Source organism: Flavobacterium sp. Arc3 (assembly GCF_041431375.1).
Lineage (GTDB): Bacteria > Bacteroidota > Bacteroidia > Flavobacteriales > Flavobacteriaceae > Flavobacterium.
Genome location: NZ_JASMRI010000007.1, coordinates 164,444 through 186,334, shown reverse-complemented (window position 1 = coordinate 186,334; position 21,891 = coordinate 164,444). Strand labels below are relative to the sequence as shown.

Sequence of the window (21,891 nt, the reverse complement as noted above, 5' to 3'; positions counted from 1 at the left end):
TTAGGTGGTCATTTTGAATTGGAATCAGGTGGTCACTTTAAATTGGAATTGGGTGGTCAATATCACTGGAATTTGCAGTAAGAGTAATAAAACAATAATTTTACTGTTTTTCATAATGCGCTGTTTTGTTTAAGTCTCAAAAGTAGTTTTGTTCTAGAAAGTTAATTACATTAAAAGCCTAAAAGGTACTTTTGTATAGACAAATGGGGCTATTTGTCCTGACGAATGGGGTTAAGTAGGCAAATCTATACCTTTAAAAAGCAATCAACCTATTAAACGACTGCCAATTTAGGACTGCACGGTTAAAACTTTCCATATTTGCATAATTCAGTACTAAATCTCTCTTTTTTGAGGTAGAAACGTCAATATATTAAAAGATTCAGAGTTTCATTTGCTTTTCAGAGCCTTTATTGGACCTTAATTATTTGAACAAATTCTCTGGGATTCAAGTAGAAGATAGAGGACTAATCATAAGTTTCGTGCGAATCGAAGTTTACCTCTGTTTTCTATCAAATACAAAGTAAAATAGCTCTTAAAAAAACATTTGGCTTTAGAACAGCTTGATTGACGTTAAAATTTTTATAAAAAAGAAAATCCTTTCTTGCTTCTATATAAAATGTGATATTTTTAAAAAATGAAAAAAAATCTAATACTACTTTGTATCACGGCAGTTCTAGTATTTTCTTGTAACAAGAAAAAGGAAAATACTGAAGTAACAGATAAAAACGACACCATTGTCTCCGAAAAATCACTTACAAAAGCAGATTCTATAGTTAATCGCACTATCGAAGCGCACGGTGGAAAATTGTATGAAAGTGCCGATTATTCATTTGGTTTTAGAGGCAAAAAATACCATTTCAAGAACAACGAAGCTACATATACCTATTCATCTGAAATAAAAAAAGGAGATTCACTTATTAAAGATGTCATGACTCCTGATCAATTTGAAAGAAGCATAAACAGTAATTTACAAACCTTAAGCAAAGAAGATGAAAGTAAATATTCTGAAGCGTTAAATTCGGTTATTTATTTTGCTACGCTTCCGTATAAATTGCAAGATCCTTCGGTACATAAAACATTCGTAGAAGAAACGACCATAAAAGGCAAGAAGTATGATGTGATAAAAGTAACTTTTGGTCAAGATGGTGGCGGAAAAGATTTTGATGATGAATTTCACTATTGGATAAACAAACAAACGCATAAGATTGACTATTTAGCGTATAACTATCTAACAAATGATGGTGGAGTACGTTTTAGAGCGGCTTTTAATACACGGGTAATTGATGGTTTGACTTTTCAGGATTATATCAATTATGAAGCGCCATTAGAAACCGCTTTAAAAGATTTACCTCAATTATACGAGCAAGGAAAGTTGAAAGAACTATCTCAAATATTGACCGAGAATGTGACAAACAATCATAAATAGTACTAAAGATGCTAATGCTTTTCTTTCAAACTCAACTAAATTCAATAGATGGACCTACTACAAAAATTTAAAATATTAGTTGACAAACATTTCATAGAAGAGCATGATATTGCCTTTTATGAAAGAGAATTAGATGTCAAACCAAAGTATTTAAGTAAACTGTCAAAAAAAATGGACATTCCACCCCCATGTCAGTTGTTGTTGCAAAGACAAATTGACCACAGCGAATCGCTTTTACTCAATACTAAAAAAAACGGTCAAAGAAATTGCTCTTGAAATGAATTTTCAAGACCCATACTACTTTAGTCGCGTGTTTAAAAACAAAACGGGACTATCGCCTACAAAATATAGGCAAAATCATCAGTGAACCTTTGTCCATTGTTTAAGCAGCTAATAAGAATTAACTTTGTTTCATAATTTTAAACTTATAATAAAATGAAACAATTTATCAAGCACACTATAGAAAGCGCACCAGAAGAGTCAAAAGAATCACTTCAAAATGCTGAAAAAAAATACGGAATGTTACCTAATTTATTCCGCTACATGGCAGGTGCTCCGGCGGCCTTAGAAGGATACACTAGTCTATTCAATACTTTTGCAAAAACTTCATTTACCACTGGCGAACAACACCTGATTTTATTAGCGGTGAGCGTTGTCAATGATTGCGCCTATTGCACCGCTGCGCATACCCGAGCTGCCAAAGCAAACGGAATTCCTTCTCTGTTACTAAATGCAGTAAGAAAACAACAAACACTTCCAGACGCCCGCTTAAACGAACTAATTACTTTAGCTCAAAAAATAACTGTGACAAGAGGAAATGTAGAAGCAAAAGATTTAGAGGCTTTTTACAATGCTGGTTTTTCGCCAGAAAACGTAATGGAAATTATTGTGGGTGTTTCTTTAAAAACAATGAGTAACTATATCAATCACATTACTGAGAACATTATAAACGAGGAATTGGAGCCCTTTGCAGTTGGAAACGAAATAGAAGATTAAAAAAAACTCATCGACAGCCATTGACTGAAAACCAGAGGTAATTCACTGATTAGTGTTAAATAACAGGAGGGTTTTTCTATACTTTTACTTTTTGTAAATCTATAAATCAACAATAGTTATGAGTAAATTAACCCTTATTTTATTTTCGACAGTGCTACTTACACTAGTAAACGCTTGTAATAAAGATGATGCTGAAACAGACAGCGATGCAACTATCGTAAATGTGACTCCTGCCAACTTTTTAACTGCTGGACTAGTTGAGCCTATCACAATTGTATCTAAAACATTACCAGATGGATCCACTGCTGATTGCTATAAAATAGTGGTAAATAGTTTAGCTTCAGATCATACTATGGGGCCATGGTGTCCGTCTAATATTTCTGATGATGCCTCAAAAGGGGGAATCTGGTTAGAAGGAGGTAAAGTATATGATGTCGATGGTGCCTTTGTAAAAAACATGGCTACTTTTTATAAAGACAATACTTGGATGATGTATGATGCTACTACTGGAGCAATCACTAAAACAAGTACTAAAACGGAATGCGAAGAAGCAGCTAATCCTAATGTAGGTGCTCAATATAGAAATTATTGTGTAGAGTGCTTACCCTCTTATGTCGCCAACTTATCGCACACCTACTACTTACCTGTTACACCAAAAGCCGCAAGTTCAGCAATAGCATTTGGAAACGGCCCAATGTCAAACGGCCCAAGTTCTAGAGGTCTCGCTTTTAACGGAGTTGTGTTTGATGCTCCGGCACCTACTAGCGTGATTTTGGCAGCTTATACTCTAGCTCCATTTGACGATGCAGGAGGACATATTAATTTAGCTGCCGGTTATCATTATCATGCGGCAACAGGGTTAACAACAAAAATTGCTCAAGCAGACAGTCACTCAGCTATGATAGGATATGCATTTGACGGGTACGGAATCTTTGAGCGCCTAGATGCTGATGGTAAAGAATATACTGACCTAGATGCTTCGCGCGGACATACTGATACTACAAGAGGATACCATTACCACGTTGATGCTCCAGGAAATAATAACTTTATCAATAGCTTACACGGAGAATATGTCCTATAAAAAGAAAATCATAAAGCAATGGTCTTTTATTCTGGCGCTGTTCCTATTCACTATTGTTGGACATGCACATCAGCCTGATTTCTCTACATCAGTACTTTCAAAGACTGATGACGGAAAATATGTATTACAAATAACTAGTTCTTTGACCGCTTTTGAAGGAGAAATTGATTACCTCTATTCAAAAAACGCTTATAAAACACCCGAAGCATTTCAACAATTAGTCATCGATCACTTTAATAAAAATGTTTTGTTCATCATTAACGGCAAAGACACTTTGAAATTTGGTAGCCCATTAGTATTACTGGGGCATGAAACTAAATTAATTGTTGAAGTCCTGAATGTACCTAACTCAATAAAAGAAGTTAATTTTACAAACACGATGTTTAAGGACATGCCTCACAATCAAATGGCTGTAATTATGCTTATCGATGGTTTTCCTAAAGCACAATACATTTTAGAAAACAATAACGAACAAACGATTCAGTTAAAACTAAAAGAAGGTACTTGGGTTAATAGTAGAATTGATGAACTAAAGATGAAAAACATCCTATACATTTCGTTCTTTCTAATTCTAGCAATGATTCCGCTGATTTACATTAGTTATAGAGACCGAAAAAACTTTAGAAAATAAAATTCAAAATAAACAACAAATAGCTCAGGGGTATATTCTGGGCTTTTTTCGTTTTATAATGAAATCAAATCTTCAATAATCCCAAATGCCCTAGCCCAGATTGCAGCGGCATCCTCTTGTAGTAGCGATAGCGGAGACAAGAGATATAGCGGAAAGCTGGAAATAGCTCCTAGAAACTTAGAACGGTAGAAACTTTGCCATTTAGTCCCTTTTCCCTACTTTTGCAAAAATAATTTTTCACACTTAAACCGTTTATAGCATGCAACTGTATAACACTTTAAGCGCAGAAGAAAGAGCCATCATGATTGATGATGCCGGAAAACAAAGACTTACTTTGTCTTTCTATGCTTATGCGCAAATTCAAGATCCAACACAATTTCGTAACGATTTATTCCGCGCTTGGGACCCACTAGTGGTTCTTGGTCGTATTTATGTGGCCAAAGAAGGAATAAATGCCCAGTTATCGCTACCAGCAGATAATTTTTACGCTTTTAAAGACACTATTGAAAAGTATGATTTCATGCAAGGCATGCGATTGAATATTGCTGTAGAGCAAGACGATCACTCGTTTTTGAAATTGACTGTCAAAGTGCGTGACAAGATTGTTGCTGACGGATTAAATGATGAAACTTTTGATGTGACTAATATTGGAGTGCATTTGAAAGCAAAAGAATTCAATACTATTTTAGATGATCCAAATACCATTGTAGTTGATTTTAGAAATCATTACGAAAGTGAAATTGGCTACTTTAAAGGTGCCATTACACCTGATGTAGACACTTTCAGAGAGTCATTGCCTATTATAAACGAACAATTACAAGGTTTTAAAGAAGATAAAAACCTAGTGATGTACTGTACAGGAGGAATTCGTTGTGAGAAAGCTTCGGCTTACTTTAAGCATCAAGGATTCAAAAATGTATATCAGCTAGAAGGTGGTATAATTAATTATGCCAAACAAATAAAGGAAGAAAATTTAGAGAGTAAATTCATTGGAAAAAACTTTGTATTTGATCACCGCTTAGGCGAAAGAATTACGGACGATATCGTTTCGCAATGCCACCAATGTGGAAAACCCTGTGACGTACATACGAACTGCATCAATGAAGGTTGCCACTTATTGTTTATTCAATGTGAGGAATGTGCGCAAGAAATGCAAGGTTGCTGCTCACAGGATTGTATTGATGTAATTCATTTACCAGAAGAAGAGCAAAAAGCAATTCGTCGTGGTATCAAGAACGGAAATAAAATTTTCAAAAAAGGAAAATCAGATGTGCTGACTTTTAAAAATAGAGAAGCAAATCAAGATCCATTGGCGACAGTTCCTAATCTTGCCGATTTAACCAAATCTAAAGCTTTGGCTAAAAAAGCACCTAAGATAAAAAAACAATACATCGGTAAAGGAACCCACTTTTTTCCAAAACCAAGTGTTGGACAGTTTTTAATTGAAGAAAATGAGATCAATGTAGGTGATACTATCTTGATTAAAGGAATGACGACTGGCGAAGAAAAGTTGACAATCACTGAAATGTTAGTAAACGACATAGCAGCTAATAAAGCGGTCGCCGGAGATGTTTGTACTTTTAAATTGCCTTTTAGAATTCGTTTATCTGATAAATTATATAAGATGTTAGATTAAAAGGAAGAATCTAATACCATTTTAAAAAGCCTATTTCAATTCGTTGAGATAGGCTTTTTTTTTAAAAACACATATTCGCATCTAAAATAAACATCAACTCCTTTTAAATCAAAATATTGAGTAAAGAGACTTGCCTGATTACGTTGCTTTATTAATAACAAAAACAGGATATCGATGAAAATAAATTGTTAATATTTGTTAAATTTAATTAGATTTACGTTAACAAACTCAAATTAACTAATCATGAAAAAAAAGTATTTTATTCTTCTTCTATGCTTTTTGGGAATTATTACCAGTTATTCTCAAAACACCACAGTAAAAGGAAAAGTAACAGATGCCAAAGGTCTACCATTACCAGGAGCTAACGTTAATCTAAAAGGATCTAAAGCTACTGTTGCCACGGATATGGATGGAAATTATCAAATTCAAGCTTCAAAAGGAGCGAGTCTAATTTTTTCATACATCGGGTTTCAAAATCTAGAACTTAAAGTTTCGGGTGCGACCCTCAATGCTTCCTTAAAAGAAGACAGCGAAACTAAATTAGACGAAGTCGTAGTCACAGCGATGGGTATTAAAAGTAATACCAAATCACTAGGTTATGCTAATCAAACCATAAAAGCAGCCGATATTGAACGTCCTGGACAGTTGAATGCACTTCAAGCTTTACAAGGAAGTGTATCTGGTGTTACTATCAGTAAAACTTCTGGAGAAGCAGGAGGAGGAGTTGACATCTTGATTAGAGGAGTTTCTTCCTTGAGTACAGGGAGTAACAACCAACCCTTAATTGTTATTGATGGTAATCCTGTTAACAACAGTACGATTTCTGGAAATGTATTATCAAGTGCTAACACTTCCTCTCCGGGAAGTAATGAGCAATTTAGTTTTTCAAATCGTTCTATAGATATTAACCCAAATGATATCGAAAGCTACACCGTTCTAAAAGGTGCTGGAGCAACCGCTCTTTATGGTATTTTAGCAGGTAATGGAGTCATAATTATTACCACTAAAAAAGGGAAAGAAGGAAAAACGAGAGTAAATGTATCTTCTAGCGTAACGATGAGTGAGGTAAATAAATACCCTGAATTGCAGTCAAAATGGAGAGAAGGATCAGGTTTATCTTCTAGGGTTTTGAGCATGAATGCAAATACACCGTCAGGAATTTCATATTACCCAGGATTTACTTCTGGTTTTCAAACCAATGGTCCTGCTTATTCTAGTACTGATGACGCAACCATTAAGTTTAGAGATTTTTACAAAGATTTTTTTAAAACAGGAATTAATACAACAAACAACATTAGCATAAGCGGAGGAACCGAAAAAATGAATTATTACGTTTCGGCTTCGACTAGTAAGGATGAGGGAATTGTACCTAATACTGACTATGCTAGAAAAACCTTGAAATTTAATGGTGGGTATAAACTAGCAGAAAATCTAAAATTAGGAACTTCAGTTTCTTATGCAAATTCAGGAGGTTCACGTGCAAATACAGGTGATAAATCAATTATGAGTTCGCTATCTTACTGGTCTCCATCAATAGATGTTAACGACTATTTAACGGCAGCTGGCGGCGAAAAAGACTGGACAGCTGGTGTCATTGACCAACCAGTATATTTTGCAAAGACAAGTAATTTAAATGACAATGTAGATCGTTGGATTGCTTCGGCCGACTTAAATTGGCAAGCTAAATCGTGGTTAAATATAACTTATAGAGGAAGTGTCGATAACTATTCTGAAACTAGAAATAGATATGCAGGTCCAAATTTAGATCCAGGATCTCCTGTAAATGGATTTATTGTAAACGAAAACATCAATTTCAAGGGATTGAATTCAGACTTTTTAATTTCTGCCACTAAAAAATTCGGAGATTTTAACACCTCTGCTATGGTTGGTAATCAAATTTTTGAAACCAACTCTAAATATGGTTTTGTTAGAGGAGAAGGTTTGTTGCTACCAAATTTTAATAACATCGCAAACACGATTAACAAATATGCCGCACAAACTGATGAAACCGTTAGAACAGTAGGTTACTTTACAGAGTTAAAAGCCGACTATAAAGAAAGAATTTTCATAGCTGCAACAGGAAGAAGAGATTATGCTTCTACCCTACCAAAAGCAAATCGCGCATTCAATTATTTCTCTTCTAACCTTGCATTTATATTTCATGATTTGATAGATAAAGAAGGAAGCATTCTTTCCTTTGGAAAACTACGTGGATCATGGGCGCAAGTAGGTAAAATTCCACCATTCGGGATTGGAAGATATAGCTACGCAGATACTCCTTTTAACGGTGTTGGTGGCGTGAGTATTGGAACTGTTGATTCTGATCCAAATATAAAAGCAGAGATTGTTACCACAACAGAAGTTGGAACAGATTTACGTTTCTTCAACAATCGCATTCGTTTAGAATACACTTATTTTGATAGAAAAAGTGACGGACAAATCCTTAAAGTAACCTTGCCTCAAAGTACAGGTTTAACAGGAACTTGGACTAACTCCGGTTCTTTAAAAACTACTGGACATGAATTGACATTGGCTGCTGATATTTTTAAAAGTAAAACTTTTAGTTGGACTGCTATTGCAAATTTCACTGCTTATGAAACAGAAGTTTTATCATTACCGTTTGACAATATTGACTTTGCTTACAATGGTGGTGCTGACATCTATTCTCGAATCAAAGTGGGAGATGCAGCTGGTTCATTGTACGGTAGAACTTGGACGTATGTAAATGGTGAAAGATTAATTGGATCAAATGGATTGCCCGTAATTGCAAAAGATGCTAATGGAGCAGTACTTTATTCTAAAGTTGGAAATGCTTTCCCGGATTATGTTGTTACACTTAACAACACTTTCAAATACAAAAACTGGGATCTAGCATTTATGTTTGAGTACAAAAAAGGAGGAGAAGGATTTGATCCAGCAGAAAGAAACGGAATTAGAAACGGAACTTTAAAAATGACTGAAGACAGAAACAATACTCAAGTTTTAGAAGGTATAAAAGCTGATGGTACTCAAAACAATATTCCAGTAACAATTGACGGAAACAGTTATTACAGAAACACAATAATCAACCAAGCTTCAGAAATATTGATTCAAGACACTTCATGGATGAAACTTAGAAATGTGTCTTTGACTTATAACTTATCAGCAGACCTATTATCAAAATTAAAGTTATCTAACGCTTCTTTGTCTGTAAGTGGAAATAACTTTTTGATATGGACGCCTTTTAGAGGATTTGATCCAGAAGGACAACAATTTGGATCAGGAAGTAATGTGTATGGTTTCTCTGGTTTAAATATCCCTTTAACACAATCTTACACATTGGGCTTAAACATTGGTTTTTAATCTATTAAACGAAACGAATTATGAAAAATATATTTAAAATTGCTAGTGTTTTTACCTTAGCAATCTCCATTTATAGTTGTAGCGACAGCTATTACGATACGAACACCCCTAGTAACACTGTTTCACCAGATTTAGTTGCTATTAACAACGTTTTGCCTTCTGCTATTCAGGCTACGATGAGTGCACAATATAGTGCCGCAACAAGTTTAGCACAAGTTGATCAACATATTGCATCGGCTTTTAATGATCAAAATATTGACAAGCATTATCAAAATTCATTAGATGAATATTGGCGACTTGTTTATTCTAAAGCACTTCCAAATATTAAAGTTTTAGAAGAAAAAGCAACAGCTACTAATTCAAGTCATTATCTCGCTATTGCAAAAGTTTTGAAAGCGATAAACATTGGATTAACAACTGATCTACACGGTGATGTTCCTTATACTGAAGCCACGCTTGCAGCAACAAATTTTTATCCAAAATACGATGCACAACAATTGATCTATACAGATGTTATTAAGTTATTAGATGATGCTATCGTATTATTCTCAACTCCAAATACTTCTATATACAGCCCTGGTGCTGATGATTTAATCTACAGTGGTAAAGCAGCAAGTTGGACAAAAGCAGCTTATACTTTTAAAGCTAGATTTCAACTGCATTTAATGAAAGTAAATGGCGGAACAACAACCGCTACAGCAGTTTTGGCGAGTTTATCCAAAGGTTTCGCAGCAAATAGCGATGACTTTCAGTTAAAATACAATAGTGTAAATACAAATCCATGGTATCAATCTCAACTAGGGCTATCTACAGGGAATCTAACTTTTTATATTTCAAATCACTTTATTAGTTACATGAATGGAGGAGCAGTATTTCCTTTTGCTTCCTCATCAGTAACAATGGACCCAAGAATGCCGTTATTAGTTGACCTAAGTACCTATTCTAGTTCTGGTATTACTGCAGGACCAGACCCAACTGTAGTGGCAAACTACATAGGTTCAACAAATGGAACGGGAACAACTTCTAAAACTAAAATTGGAACTCAGTTTTTTTATTCAAAAATTGATTCTCCATTAGTATATCTTACTTATGCTGAAGCTAAATTCATGGAAGCAGAAGCACAATTCTTACTTGCAGGAGGTACTCCAACATCTACAGGAACAAATGCAGCTTCATATTCTGCTTACCTTGCCGGTATTGCAGCTAACATGGATAAAATAAGTGTTACGGCAACAAATAAAAATAATTATTTAGCCGATGCTTCTATTGCAAAAGGAATTGCAGCACTTCAATTAAAAGACATTATGAGACAAAAATTCATAGCCTTATTCTTGAATCCAGAGTCATTCACAGATTATAGAAGATATGACTTTTCAACAAATGCTTTTAAAAACTTAACAATCCCTGCAAAGACAGATCCGTTAAATGAAGGGAAATGGATAAGAAGGTTTGTGTATTCAAGTAATGAAAGAAGCGCAAACACAGTAAATTACAATTTGAATTTCAAATCAATGATTACACCAGTTTGGTGGGATAAATAAGACTCCCGTTTCTAGCATTAAAACCTCAATTTCAATACAAAGGAATTGAGGTTTTTTTTATTTTCTAAAAGGAAAATAAAATGAGTTGACTAAAAAAAAATCAATACACTGGAAAAGCAATTCATTTTTATCCAAAACCCAATATTAGAAAGTTTACGATTGAAGAAATGAAATCAAAATAGCAGATCCTAATTTGATTACCGAAGAAATATTTGCGAACGACGTTGTTAATGAAAAAGCCGTTTTATTAGATTATCACACATTCAAATTAGCTTTTAGAATTCGTTTATCTGATAAACTATATAAAATCTAAACCGCTATTTTTTATATTAAGTTAATAAAAAGCCTATTTCAAGCGCTTAAACCGGCTTTTTTTTATAAAAACTTTAATCTTTTGTAATTTGCAACTTTTGTATCATTCACTTAAAAAACGCTATCTTTACGCATTAATCTTTTTAAGAACTTAAGTTGTGCGCGTCACAACACTATATATAAAATTATGGCATGTACAAGTTGTTCAACTTCTGATGGTGGCTCACCAAAGGGTTGTAAAAATAATGGGACTTGCGGCACCGATAGCTGCAATAAATTAACTGTTTTCGATTGGCTTTCAAATATGACTTTACCTAATGGACAAGCACCTTTTGACTGTGTTGAAGTTCGTTTTAAAAATGGAAGAAAAGAATTTTATCGCAATACTGAAAAATTGACTTTAAGTATGGGAGACATTGTGGCAACTGTCGCTTCTCCGGGACATGATATTGGAATTGTTACTTTAACTGGAGAATTAGTAAGAATCCAAATGAAGAAAAAAGGAGCTAATCCTGACAGCAATGAGATTCCGAAAATTTACAGAAAAGCATCACAAAAAGACATTGACATCTGGTCTACTGCACGTGAAAGAGAAGAACCAATGAAGGTTCGTGCCCGTGAATTAGCAATTTCTCAAAAACTAGAAATGAAAATCTCTGATATTGAATTTCAAGGAGATGGATCTAAAGCTACGTTTTACTATACGGCAAATGACAGAGTTGATTTTAGACTTTTAATTAAAGATTTCGCTAAAGAATTCAGTACAAGAGTAGAAATGAAACAAGTTGGTTTCCGTCAGGAAGCAGCGCGTTTAGGAGGAATTGGGTCTTGCGGTAGAGAATTGTGTTGTTCAACTTGGTTGACTGATTTTAGAAGTGTGAATACTTCGGCAGCTCGTTACCAGCAATTGTCATTGAATCCACAAAAATTAGCGGGACAATGTGGTAAATTAAAATGTTGTCTAAACTATGAGTTAGATACTTATATGGATGCCTTGAAAGGTTTCCCTGATTTTGAAACAAAATTAGTTACCGAAAAAGGGGATGCAATTTGTCAAAAACAAGATATTTTCAAAGGATTAATGTGGTTTGCCTACACTAATAACTTTGCCAATTGGCATGTACTTAAAATCGAAAAAGTACAGGAAATCATCGCAGAAAATAAATTAAAAAACAAAGTTTCGTCGCTTGAGGATTATGCTATTGAAATCATTCAGGAAACGGAAAAAGATTTTAATAATGCAATGGGTCAAGAAAGTTTAACTCGATTTGACCAACCTAAAAAGAGAAAAAAAACGAACAAAAAACCGAAGCCTGCTGGAGATAATAAAATTGTGCCAAACAATAAAAAACCTGCAAACAATGACCCTTCGGCTTCAAACGAGAAGAAACCAGCTATAGCAAGAAAACCAATAATTATTACTAAAAATGAGGCTAAGAAATAGCATTTTTTTCATTTTGATTGCAATACTCTTTTTTTCATGCGACAAAAAAAGAGTTTTTGACGAATACAAATCTGTGGGAAACGCTTGGCATAAAGACAGTATTATAACTTTCGATTTACCAGAATTAGATTCCACACAACGATATGATTTATTTATCAATTTAAGAGACAATAATAATTATCAATACAACAATCTCTTTTTGATTGTGTCTGTTGAAAAACCTAACGGTTTTACAAAAGTAGACACATTAGAATACCAAATGGCGAATCCTGACGGAACACTCATGGGTAATGGATTTACAGACATAAAAGAAAGTAAATTGTTCTTTAAAGAGAACGTGAAGTTCAGAGGAAAATACAAAGTCCATATAAAACAAGCTGTCAGAGAGACCGGTAAGGTTCCTGGCGTGACACTATTAGAGGGAATTACAGAAGTGGGATTAAGAATAGAAAAAAAAGACTAGGATAATTTATGGCTGCTAAAAAAAACAACAATAAAGGCAATACTGCCGATAAGGATTTTAAGTATTACACTAAAACATTCTGGAAGATTTTTATTTACGGAATGGGTGCTATCGTTCTATTTTTCTTGTTTGCCTCTTGGGGCCTTTTTGGTTCCATGCCTTCTTTTGAAGATTTGGAAAACCCAGACTCAAATTTAGCCACTGAAGTTATTTCAGCGGACGGGGTGGTTTTAGGTAAATATTTTCAAAAAAACAGATCACAATTAAAATATTCTGATTTACCTAAAAACCTCGTAGATGCATTGGTAGCAACCGAAGACGAACGTTTCTACGAACATTCTGGTATTGATGGAAGAGGAACATTAAGAGCTATCGCCAGTTTGGGTACAAGTGGAGGAGCAAGTACTTTGACACAACAACTTGCAAAACAGTTATTTCATGGCGAGGGTTCAAAGTTCTTACCTTTTAGAATTGTGCAAAAAGTAAAAGAATGGATTATTGCTATTAGATTAGAAAGACAATATACTAAAAATGAAATTTTAGCAATGTATTGCAATGTATATGACTTTGGAAACTATTCCGTAGGAGTAAGTTCTGCAGCCCAAACCTATTTTTCAAAAGAGCCAAAAGACCTAAATATTGAAGAATCTGCCATACTAGTAGGGATGTTCAAAAACTCCGGACTATACAATCCGGTGCGAAATCCTGTAGGTGTAAAAAACCGTAGAAATGTAGTACTTGCGCAAATGGCAAAAGGAGATATTATTACGGAAAAAGAAAAAGAAAGATTACAAAGTTTACCCATTACCCTTGATTTTAAACTAGAAAGCCACAGAGAAGGAACAGCAACTTATTTTAGAGAGTACCTTCGTGATTACATGAAAAAATGGGTTGATGAAAACAAGAAACCAGACGGATCTGATTATGACATCTACAAAGATGGATTGAAAATCTATACGACTATTGATTCCAGAATGCAGTTGCATGCTGAAGAAGCAGTTGCTGCCCATATGGCAAATCTTCAGGAAGAGTTTTTTATTCAGGCTAAAAATAATAAAAATGCTCCTTTTGTAGGTATTTCAGACAAGGAAACGCAGCGCATTTTAACTCAAGCTATGAAATCTTCAAACAGATGGGCTGTTTTAAAATCAGCAGACATGAGTGATGAGGATATTATAAAATCATTTAGCGTAAAAGCAAAAATGACCGTATTTACATGGAAAGGAGAAAAGGATACGATCATGACTCCGATGGACTCCATTCGTTATTACAAACATTTTCTACAATCAGGACTTATGGCTATGGAACCACAAACGGGTAACATAAAAGCTTGGGTAGGTGGAATTAACTATAAATATTTCCAATATGACCACGTTGGTCAGGGAGCGAGACAAGTAGGTTCTACCTTCAAACCTTTTGTTTACGCTACGGCAATCGAACAATTGAACATGTCTCCATGTGATTCCATAATAGATGCCCCTTTCACTATGCCAGTAGGACGGCATCACGTAACTGCGGCATGGACGCCTAGAAACTCCAATAACAGATATTTAGGAATGGTTACTTTGAAAAAAGCATTGGCCAATTCTATAAATACTGTCTCTGCAAAGTTAATGGACAAAGTGGGACCTGAGGCGGTAGTAAAGTTGACTCATAAATTAGGGATTAAATCAGAAATACCTATTCAACCATCCATCGCATTAGGTGCTGTAGATATTACCGTAGAAGACATGGTTGCAGCATACAGTACATTTGCGAATCAAGGTGTATATACAAAACCCCAGTTTTTAAGTAGAATCGAAGACAAAAGTGGCGTTATTATTTATGAGCCAATACCCGAATCTCATGATGTATTAAACAAAGATATTGCTTTTGCTATTGTTAAATTATTGGAAGGAGTAACTGAGGGAGGTTCTGGAAACAGATTAAGAACTGAAGGTGGAGGTTATGGATATAATAGAATTACAGGATATCCCTATAAATTCACCAACCCGATTGCTGGTAAAACAGGAACAACACAAAACCAGTCCGACGGTTGGTTTATGGGAATGGTTCCAAATCTTGTGACGGGAGTCTGGGTAGGTAATGAAGACCGTTCAGCAAGATTTAAAAGTATAACGTACGGACAAGGGGCAACTGCTGCATTACCAGTTTGGGCTTACTTTATGAAACTTTGTTATGCTGACCCAGATCTTAAAGTGTCTAAAGGAGAATTTGAAAGACCAGCAAATCTATCTATAAAAGTCGATTGTTACAGTGCACCAGTTGCAAAAGACACAACTGACACGCCTCAAAACACAGATGAATTTGAATTTTAATTACAGTGAGGGGTAGGCGGATTTACAAATTTTAGACTTTCACATATTTGCGTTTCGATCGCTAAAAAGCCTTTGATTATACAATTGTTTGGACTTAAAAAATACACTATGATAAATAAAAAAGTAGCTAACGTTCAAATTGCTCTTGAAGGAGTTGAAAACGGAATGACCATCATGTTAGGTGGTTTTGGTCTCTGTGGCATCCCTGAAAATTCAATTGCTGAATTGGTACACAAAGAAACTACTGGCCTGACCTGTATTTCCAATAATGCTGGTGTTGACGATTTCGGTCTTGGCTTATTATTACAAAAAAAACAAATCAAGAAGATGATCTCTTCTTATGTTGGAGAAAATGCTGAGTTCGAACGCCAGATGCTTTCTGGAGAACTGGATGTCGAGTTGATTCCACAGGGAACTTTGGCAGAACGTTGTCGCGCAGCTCAGGCTGGAATACCTGCTTTTTTCACTCCTGCAGGTTATGGTACTGAAGTAGCTGAAGGTAAAGAAGTCAGAGAATTTAATGGAAAAATGCATATAATGGAGTTGGCTTTCAATGCTGACTTTGCTATCGTAAAAGCGTGGAAAGGAGATACTGCTGGAAATCTAATCTTTAAAGGAACTGCTAGAAACTTCAATCCTTGTATGGCTGGAGCTGCCAAAATCACAGTTGCCGAAGTAGAAGAATTAGTTGAAGCGGGAACGCTGGACCCAAATCAAATTCATATTCCTGGAATATTCGTGCAACGTATTTTTCAAGGTTCAAAATATGAAAAAAGAATTGAGCAACGTACAACTAGAAAAAGAGAGTAATCATGGCATTAGACAAGATAGGTATTGCAAAACGTATTGCACAGGAACTTAAGGACCGTTATTTCGTGAATTTAGGCATCGGTATTCCAACGTTGGTAGCGAATTACATCCCAAAAGGAATTGACGTCGAATTTCAAAGCGAAAATGGTGTTTTAGGCATGGGACCTTTTCCTTTTGAAGGCGAGGAAGATGCAGATATAATCAATGCAGGAAAGCAAACGATAACAACATTACCAGGAGCCTCTTTTTTTGATTCAGCTCTAAGTTTCGGAATGATTCGTGGACAACATGTTGACCTAACTATTCTGGGCGCTATGGAAGTCTCTGAAGACGGAGATATCGCTAACTGGAAAATTCCAGGAAAAATGGTAAAAGGAATGGGTGGTGCAATGGATTTAGTTGCATCTGCTGAAAACATTATTGTTGCCATGATGCATGTGAACAAAGCAGGGCAATCTAAGATTCTTAAAAAATGTACTTTGCCATTAACTGGGGTTGGTTGCGTGAAAAAAGTAGTGACTGAATTAGCTGTATTAGAAGTAACTCCTAAAGGTTTTAAATTATTAGAACGTGCACCAGGAGTTAGCGTCGAACATATTATCGCTTCCACTGAAGCAGCGTTAATTATTGAAGGCGATATACCCGAGATGATTATTGATTAAGACTTAAATACTATTCTATATACAAAGAGCACCCTTTACAGGATGCTCTTTTTGTTTATTCTAAAAAATATTTTTTTTTGCAAAACAACCCTGCTGTCGTATTTACTTTTACAACATATATTCTAGTAGCTTCTTTATCTAAAAGTAATTCTATTTCGCTTTGATCTTCTAAGCCGATACCATGACTACGTATTAATTGATCCAAAACGATTTACAACAAAACACCTGTCACTTGCGTATCCTGAAAACTGTTGTGAATGTTTAATGTACCTTCGTTATCTGCATAAATTATTTGAATACCGTTTTCTAAAAAGCTTTCTTTTACGTTAAGTGTTTCGTCATGAAACTGTAAAGAAAATCGATTTGTATATTTGGCTGCTACCAAATCAATTGTCAATATATCATGATAAATTTAAAAAAACATATCGCTATTTTAAAATCGTTTAAAGTACAGAATACACTTTAAAACTTATAACTGACAAAGGTTTAGCGCAATTAGATTCGCTTTTGTAAATGGTTTTTCGACAAAATGAATTATTTTTGAATATCCTGCTGCTTTCTCCTTATCCTCCTGATCTACCGATGAAGTAACCATAATTACTTCGATTTTCTTATCAAAACCTTCTTCGTGAATAATATCTAACAAGCCCCAGCCATCCATAACAGGCATATTAATATCCAAAAACAATAAAATAGTTTCCCCATCACTAGAAAGACTATCAAAAAAATCTAACGCCTTACTTGCCGAATTAAAAGTTTTTGGTGAATCATCAAGACCAACAGCCTGAATTATCTTACTGTGTAAAAACAAAACTATCTCGTCATCGTCTACAACAACTATATTATAACTCATTGCTATTCTGTTTTATTAATAGTTTCTGTTTTTTTTACAATATCTCTAATAATAGTATCGAGCTCCGTTCCTGCATCAAAAAAATGACTCAATAAGTCTTCGTATTCTGAAGGCACTGTATCTGACTCTTTCATAAACTCAACAATAGACATCATTTTTGCCAACGGCGCTCTAACAACATGAGAGTGAGTCCAAGCGATATCTTTGAGACTTTTATTCTGGTCTTCAATAGTGGTAATGTGCTGCATCTGCTTTGTGATATCATTTGCCATTACCAGTTTTACCTTTTGGTTTTTAAAGTAAATGATATTGCTTTGTACCTCAACATTCATTATCGCTCCATTTTTTTTCTTGTGTCTTAAGTATCTTTTTTTAAAGCTATCTCTATACTGACTAAAAGAATTAACTCCTTCATCAAAAATTGGATAATCCTCTTCTGGCCATATATCTTTTACGGTCATTTTTAAAAACTCCTGCTTGGTATAACCATATTTCTTTATAACGGCTTCATTAACGTCTAAAAAATTGAATGTCCCCAAATCATAAACCCACATAGGAAGTGGACTTAAGTGAAAAAGGTCGCTATAACGTGTTTTTGCATCATCATATGAAAAAAATATTTTCTTCCGTTCTATAGAACAAACGATGCTCTTATACAACGTAGCAGCTGTTAAGTCTTCCTTTACTAAATAATCTGAAATACCCTGAGAAATTGATCTGATGCTAAAACCAACATCAGCATTTGAAGTCAATGCGATTATGGGGCAGAATAAAACCTTATCTACCATTTCATTAACCAAATTTTGAGGGGTTATACCTGGTAACGTAAGATCTAATAGAACAATATCGAAAAATTTATCATCAGAAGATAAAATAGCAGAAGCTTCTTCAAAGCCTTTCGCATATTTAATTTCGAAATCAAAATCCAGCTCCCTTAGCAACTGTTCAATCCGCTTCGTGTCAGTTAAATTATCTTCAACAACTAAAATTGAATATGTTTTCTCTTCTTTATTCATTTTGTTTGAAAAATTGCACTGCGTTTTGCAAAAGCTTTAATTAAGTGATACTTTCTTCATTACTGTTTTTTTTTTTAAAATCAACTAAAATCTTAAAAACAAAAGTGTTATTATTGTTTTCGTTTTTAAAACAATTTAGATAGTGCAAATATAACATTCCTTTTTGTATTACGATATAATTATGCCTCTTTTGGCTTGGTAAGACTAACTATCATTCCCTTTGGGTATAGCCTCTATCAGCATTTTTGTATATTCTTTTTGAGGATTAGCATACAATTCATCAGCATCAGCAATTTCCTCAATTCTTCCCTTGTTCATGACCAAGACCTGATCGCTCATATATTTCACTACAGCCAAATCGTGGGAAATAAAAATATAAGTAAACCCGAAATTCTCTTTTAACTCATTTAAAAGGTTTAATACCTGCGCTTGAACAGATATATCCAATGCCGAAACTGATTCATCACAAACGATTAATTTGGGCTGTAACGCTATAGTTCTTGCTATTCCGATGCGTTGCCTTTGTCCGCCAGAAAACTCATGCGGATATCTATTAAAATAATCCTCTCCTAAACCTACTCTTTCGAGAATTTCAATCGTTCTTGCTTTTCTTTCTTTGTCATTTTTATACAACCCATGCACTTTCATGGGCTCCATAATAGCTTTACCTACAGGAATCCTCGGATTTAATGAAGAATAAGGATCTTGAAAAATAATCTGAATTTCCTTTCTCAGTTTTTTGAGTTCTGCATTGCCCAGTTTGGTAATATCCTGACCTCTATATAATATTTGCCCTGCAGTCGCTTTATCTAATTGTAAAATAGCATTCCCTAGCGTCGATTTCCCGCAGCCGCTCTCCCCCACTAAACCTAAAGTTTCTCCCTCATACAATTTAAAACTCACGTCATTCACGGCTTTAAACCCTGTTTTTTTTCCAAAGAAACCTGCTGTAGAAAAATATTCTTTCTCCACATTAACGACTTCCAAAATAGGTGTTTGACTATATAACTTGTCGTGAAAACCAATTCTATCTTCTTGGGTCACTACATCAGTATTGATCGTGTCATCTAAGAAATCCTGAATGGTGGGTAACCGCTTCAGTCGAAAATCCAAAGAAGGACGCGAAGCAATTAAGGCTTTAGTATAATTATTTTGTGGGTTTTTGAAAATTTGTTTTACTTCCCCTTGCTCCACAATTTCCCCTCGATACATCACCAAAACCCGATGCGCAATCTCAGAAACCAAAGACAAATCATGAGAAATAAAAATAATACTCATTCCTGTTTCTTGTTGAATGTCTTTTAACAACTGAATAATTTCCTTTTGAACAGTTACATCTAAGGCAGTTGTAGGCTCATCTGCAATCAATAATTTTGGTTTACAGGCAATTGCCATAGCAATCATCACACGCTGTTTTTGTCCTCCTGAAATCTCATGGGGATATTTATCGAATAATATTTCGGGATTAGGCAATTTTACTTTATCGAATAGCGAAAGTGTCTCAATCTTAGTTTCTGCTTTTGATAAACTGGTGTGTTGTAACAAAATTTCCTGCACCTGAAAACCACATTTTAATGAGGGGTTCAATGAACTCATTGGCTCCTGGAAAATCATTGCGATTTCATTTCCTCTAAGTTGCTGTAATTCTTTCTCACTCAGATGTCCTACGTTATTATTATCAAAAATAATTTCACCTTCTGAAATTCTAGAAATATTAGCAGGCAACAAGCCCATAATTGCTAAAGAAGAAACTGATTTCCCAGAACCAGATTCCCCTACAATACCGAGAATTTCATTCTGTTGCAAATCATAACTGATGTTCTTGATAACAGCGGTATAAATCCCTTCTTTTTTAAAGGAGATTTCGAGATTCTGAACGGAAAGTAAAGGATTATTCATAAATGTAAAAGTAAAAATTTAACCGTTTTAAACACAATTTTTTTAAAAAGACTAGCCTGAGACGAAATATCAATGGCAGGAATTATAGTAACTACTTACTTTCCATTTCTTTAAATATCAAACAATGCCGTATTAAACATGAATAATCTCGTCATCAATCAATAAATCTTCTCTTCGTAATCTAAGAAAAATCTGAGCAACAGCAATAGTGTCCTTCTCACAATAGGTTACAATCCGGTCAATGTCTTTATCTACATAAAAAACATGGCCTACTTGGCTGCCGTCAATATCCCCTTTGGGAGATGGTATTCCAAGCACCTTGCACATTAATCTTAAAGAGGTGTAATGCTTATAATCGCCAAATTTCCATAACTCCAGCGTATCCAAATGCGGAATTTCCCAAGGTTTTTTACCAAATAAATTAAGTTTATCTGGCAGTGCAATTTGATTGATAATCATTCTTCTTGCCATGAACGGAATATCAAATTCCTTAGCATTATGACCGCACAAAATATGTTGTGGTTGGTTAAAGTGATTATTCAACAAATTATTAAAGTCGTGAAGTATTTTCTTTTCATCGCCAAAAAAAGAAGTAACGCGAAAGTTTCGTATATCACCTTTGATGGTAAAATAACCAACAGAAATGCAAATTATTTTTCCGAATTCAGCCCAGATTCCTGCTCTATCGTAAAAATCCTCTGGGGTATAATCTTCCTTTCTTTGGTATTGGGTTTTAAGCTCCCACAGGGTCTTCATTTCAGAATCTAGTTCGGTATAATCAGCGGCTTCCGGAACCGTCTCTATATCTAAGAAAAGTATATTATTGAGGTTTATTTTTTCTATCATATTTATGGCACCCAGATTTATAAGGATTAATACAAATTTTCTTTTCTATCGAAATTTATAACGCTTGACATTAACGATCTTCGAATATAAAGAAAATCGTGCAATTTGTATTTAATTCTCTAAAATAAACTTTGTTGCTTTGTTGGATTTTCATGTTCCAACAGCCATTTTTTACGCCATAAACCTCCTGCATAACCCGTAAGTGAACCATCGGACCCAATCACTCGGTGGCATGGAACAACAATCCAAAGCGGGTTTTTTCCATTGGCGGAAGCCACAGCCCGGATCGCTTTCACGTCACCTAAAACCTTAGACTGATCCAAATACGTTCTCGTTTTACCATATGGAATCTCTAATAAGGCGCTCCATACTTTTTGTTGAAATTCAGTCCCCTCAGGATTGAGTTTTAAAGTGAAGTCAGTCCTTTTTCCGTCAAAATATTCGTTGAGTTGCGTTACAGCTTCTTGTAAAGCCTTTGGAATCAAAGTTGGAATCAACCCCCCATCTGAAACAGTAATTGAGGAAATCCCATTTTCATCTCCAATAATTGTTGCAAAACCCAGTGGCGTTTTAAAGCAAGCTGTTTCCATAGTAAATAATTATGAGTTGCAAAGT

General features: G+C 34.8%; 20 protein-coding genes. 13 read left to right on the top strand and 7 right to left on the bottom strand.

Going from position 1 to position 21,891, the window contains the following annotated elements; all coding sequences use genetic code 11:
* Window positions 1-634: 634 nt before the first annotated feature.
* The 13 genes from QO200_RS07210 (at window position 635) to QO200_RS07150 (ending at window position 16,662) form a co-directional block, all read left to right on the top strand.
* Window positions 635-1,426 (top strand): DUF6503 family protein, encoded by a 792-nt coding sequence (locus QO200_RS07210; RefSeq protein WP_371538247.1) that lies wholly within the window; start codon window positions 635-637, stop codon window positions 1,424-1,426.
* A 214-nt stretch (window positions 1,427-1,640) separates the two neighbouring features.
* Window positions 1,641-1,793 (top strand): helix-turn-helix domain-containing protein, encoded by a 153-nt coding sequence (locus QO200_RS07205; RefSeq protein ID WP_371538245.1) that lies wholly within the window; start codon window positions 1,641-1,643, stop codon window positions 1,791-1,793.
* A gap of 68 nt (window positions 1,794-1,861) precedes the next feature.
* Window positions 1,862-2,422, top strand: coding sequence for a carboxymuconolactone decarboxylase family protein (locus tag QO200_RS07200; protein WP_371538242.1), 561 nt, complete (start codon window positions 1,862-1,864; stop codon window positions 2,420-2,422).
* 118 nt (window positions 2,423-2,540) lie between these two features.
* The gene (locus QO200_RS07195; protein ID WP_371538239.1) at window positions 2,541-3,503 is read left to right on the top strand and encodes a YHYH protein; all 963 of its coding nucleotides are present in this window, start codon (window positions 2,541-2,543) and stop codon (window positions 3,501-3,503) included.
* On the top strand, window positions 3,493-4,134 hold the full coding sequence (locus QO200_RS07190) for a hypothetical protein (RefSeq protein WP_371538237.1): 642 nt from the start codon (window positions 3,493-3,495) through the stop codon (window positions 4,132-4,134). Before QO200_RS07195 ends, QO200_RS07190 begins: the two co-directional genes overlap by 11 nt.
* Before the next feature lie 259 nt (window positions 4,135-4,393).
* Complete coding sequence (locus tag QO200_RS07185; RefSeq protein ID WP_371538235.1) at window positions 4,394-5,770, top strand: rhodanese-related sulfurtransferase; 1,377 nt, start codon at window positions 4,394-4,396, stop codon at window positions 5,768-5,770.
* A gap of 243 nt (window positions 5,771-6,013) precedes the next feature.
* On the top strand, window positions 6,014-9,112 hold the full coding sequence (locus QO200_RS07180) for a SusC/RagA family TonB-linked outer membrane protein (protein ID WP_371538233.1): 3,099 nt from the start codon (window positions 6,014-6,016) through the stop codon (window positions 9,110-9,112).
* Window positions 9,113-9,132: 20 nt separating this feature from the next.
* The gene (locus QO200_RS07175; RefSeq protein WP_371538230.1) at window positions 9,133-10,653 is read left to right on the top strand and encodes a SusD/RagB family nutrient-binding outer membrane lipoprotein; all 1,521 of its coding nucleotides are present in this window, start codon (window positions 9,133-9,135) and stop codon (window positions 10,651-10,653) included.
* A 499-nt stretch (window positions 10,654-11,152) separates the two neighbouring features.
* Window positions 11,153-12,409, top strand: a complete 1,257-nt coding sequence (locus tag QO200_RS07170) for a stage 0 sporulation family protein (protein ID WP_371538227.1) — start codon at window positions 11,153-11,155, stop codon at window positions 12,407-12,409.
* The gene (locus QO200_RS07165) at window positions 12,393-12,872 is read left to right on the top strand and encodes a gliding motility lipoprotein GldH (protein WP_371538224.1); all 480 of its coding nucleotides are present in this window, start codon (window positions 12,393-12,395) and stop codon (window positions 12,870-12,872) included. Before QO200_RS07170 ends, QO200_RS07165 begins: the two co-directional genes overlap by 17 nt.
* An 8-nt stretch (window positions 12,873-12,880) precedes the next feature.
* On the top strand, window positions 12,881-15,190 hold the full coding sequence (locus tag QO200_RS07160) for a penicillin-binding protein 1A (RefSeq protein ID WP_371538221.1): 2,310 nt from the start codon (window positions 12,881-12,883) through the stop codon (window positions 15,188-15,190).
* Between the two features lie 108 nt (window positions 15,191-15,298).
* Window positions 15,299-16,000, top strand: coding sequence for a CoA transferase subunit A (locus QO200_RS07155; protein WP_371538219.1), 702 nt, complete (start codon window positions 15,299-15,301; stop codon window positions 15,998-16,000).
* Window positions 16,001-16,002: 2 nt separating this feature from the next.
* Window positions 16,003-16,662, top strand: a complete 660-nt coding sequence (locus tag QO200_RS07150; RefSeq protein ID WP_371538217.1) for a CoA transferase subunit B — start codon at window positions 16,003-16,005, stop codon at window positions 16,660-16,662.
* 55 nt (window positions 16,663-16,717) lie between these two features.
* Here the strand turns inward: QO200_RS07150 and QO200_RS07145 are convergent, their stop codons facing one another.
* From QO200_RS07145 to QO200_RS07115, 7 genes are all read right to left on the bottom strand, one after another.
* Window positions 16,718-16,867: a hypothetical protein gene (locus QO200_RS07145; RefSeq protein WP_371538214.1), complete on the bottom strand. Its 150-nt coding sequence runs from the start codon at window positions 16,865-16,867 to the stop codon at window positions 16,718-16,720.
* Window positions 16,868-16,873: 6 nt separating this feature from the next.
* Window positions 16,874-17,059, bottom strand: a complete 186-nt coding sequence (locus QO200_RS07140; protein ID WP_371538212.1) for a hypothetical protein — start codon at window positions 17,057-17,059, stop codon at window positions 16,874-16,876.
* Between the two features lie 72 nt (window positions 17,060-17,131).
* Window positions 17,132-17,515: a response regulator gene (locus tag QO200_RS07135; protein WP_371538210.1), complete on the bottom strand. Its 384-nt coding sequence runs from the start codon at window positions 17,513-17,515 to the stop codon at window positions 17,132-17,134.
* Window positions 17,516-17,517: 2 nt separating this feature from the next.
* Window positions 17,518-18,531: a PAS domain S-box protein gene (locus QO200_RS07130; protein ID WP_371538208.1), complete on the bottom strand. Its 1,014-nt coding sequence runs from the start codon at window positions 18,529-18,531 to the stop codon at window positions 17,518-17,520.
* A gap of 204 nt (window positions 18,532-18,735) precedes the next feature.
* Window positions 18,736-20,430, bottom strand: coding sequence for an ABC transporter ATP-binding protein (locus tag QO200_RS07125; RefSeq protein ID WP_371538205.1), 1,695 nt, complete (start codon window positions 20,428-20,430; stop codon window positions 18,736-18,738).
* Window positions 20,431-20,562: 132 nt separating this feature from the next.
* Window positions 20,563-21,276, bottom strand: coding sequence for a 3'-5' exonuclease (locus QO200_RS07120; RefSeq protein ID WP_371538202.1), 714 nt, complete (start codon window positions 21,274-21,276; stop codon window positions 20,563-20,565).
* A gap of 119 nt (window positions 21,277-21,395) precedes the next feature.
* Window positions 21,396-21,866 carry a methylated-DNA--[protein]-cysteine S-methyltransferase gene (locus QO200_RS07115; protein WP_371538200.1) on the bottom strand — a complete coding sequence of 157 codons (471 nt, stop codon included), beginning with the start codon at window positions 21,864-21,866 and terminating at the stop codon, window positions 21,396-21,398.
* Window positions 21,867-21,891 lie beyond the last annotated feature (25 nt).